Below are 1,187 nucleotides of genomic sequence, written 5' to 3'. Positions count from 1 at the left end.
GCCGTCGCCCTGTGCGACGGCGGGCGGGGGCGTCGTGCTGCTCCGCCGTCCGCCCCGTGACCGTCGGACCGGGCAACGCTGACCAGCAGTGCCTCACCGATCAGTTCTCGAACTGCGACCTCGAGCAACTGGGCGTGCACGTGGAGCGGGTGACCGTCGGCGATGGGCGCAACGGCAGAGACGGTTCCGTCCTGACGAATATGCAAGTCGTCGGCGACGGCTTCTTTGCGCAGAGTGGTCAGTCGTCGACGGATGTCGCGGACGCGGTGAGCGACCAGAACGCCTTCCAACCCAGCGGACAGCTGATCCAAGGCTTCGACGTCCCATACGTCGATATCTGTGAGATCCACTCGGGTCAGGACGAACGAGCAGCGATCCGAGCCTGTACTTCCGGGCGACGCAACGGCGGGACGGTCTGCGGCGGCTGCCTACGAGGCGGCAGGGCGCTGAGCAGGCGTGTCGTCGTTTCGGTTACCTCACGCACCGCTTGCTCGAAGGCGTCTCGATTGGCGTCGGACACCTTGGCTATCCCGCTCACCTTACGTACGTATTGGCGAGAGGCTGCCTCGATCTCCTCCGGCGTAGCTGCGGGCTCGAGTCCACGAAGTTCAGTGATGTTTCGGCACATAATTCGACGATAACCCTGCTCACCGACGCCGTCACGGTTCGATACATCAATGTATCCAAACTGCCACGCAGATTCGGGCATCACGGTAGTTTCAGTGAAATTCCCCCAGTGACTGGAAGTAGCCACTAACTCATGGACTCTGCACTCACCTCCGTCGGCCTACCCGCCGCACTCGCCATCATCATGTTCGGCCTCGGGCTTTCCTTGACGGTCGGAGATTTTGCCCGCGTGGCAAAAGCGCCGAAAGCCGTCTCGATTGCCCTGATCTGTCAGTTGTTGTTGCTCCCGGCCGCGGCCTTCGGTCTGGTCACGTTGTTCGACCTCGACCCACTGCTCGCTGTCGGCATGATGCTCCTCGCCGCATCACCGGGCGGGACGACGGCAAACCTGTTCAGCCATCTGTTCCGCGGCGATGTCGCTCTCAATGTGACACTCACTGCGGTCAATTCGGTGATAGCGGTGGTCACCCTTCCGCTCATCACCAACTTCGCGTTGGGCTACTTCGAACCCGAGGACGCGGACGGCACCCTCGGACTGCAGTTCACGAAGGTACTTCAGG

General features: G+C 62.2%; 3 protein-coding genes. 1 reads left to right on the top strand and 2 read right to left on the bottom strand.

The features are described 5' to 3' along the window. Both ABT116_RS48300 and ABT116_RS48295 read right to left on the bottom strand, forming a co-directional pair. The coding region (locus ABT116_RS48300) for a hypothetical protein (protein WP_351647875.1) at nucleotides 1-350 on the bottom strand (350 nt) is incomplete at its 3' end. 5 nt (nucleotides 351-355) lie between these two features. Beyond that, nucleotides 356-709, bottom strand: coding sequence for a DUF2277 domain-containing protein (locus ABT116_RS48295; RefSeq protein ID WP_351647873.1), 354 nt, complete (start codon nucleotides 707-709; stop codon nucleotides 356-358). A 51-nt stretch (nucleotides 710-760) separates the two neighbouring features. Between ABT116_RS48295 and ABT116_RS48290 the strand changes: the two genes are divergently transcribed. Continuing rightward, on the top strand, nucleotides 761-1,187 hold a 427-nt coding region (locus tag ABT116_RS48290), incomplete at its 3' end, for a bile acid:sodium symporter family protein (protein ID WP_351647870.1).

The sequence above is a fragment of the Streptomyces sp. NPDC002130 genome (genome assembly GCF_040296465.1).
In the GTDB taxonomy this organism is placed as follows: domain Bacteria; phylum Actinomycetota; class Actinomycetes; order Streptomycetales; family Streptomycetaceae; genus Streptomyces.
Note: the sequence above shows the minus strand (reverse complement) of the source record. Positions and strands in the feature narration are given on the sequence as shown.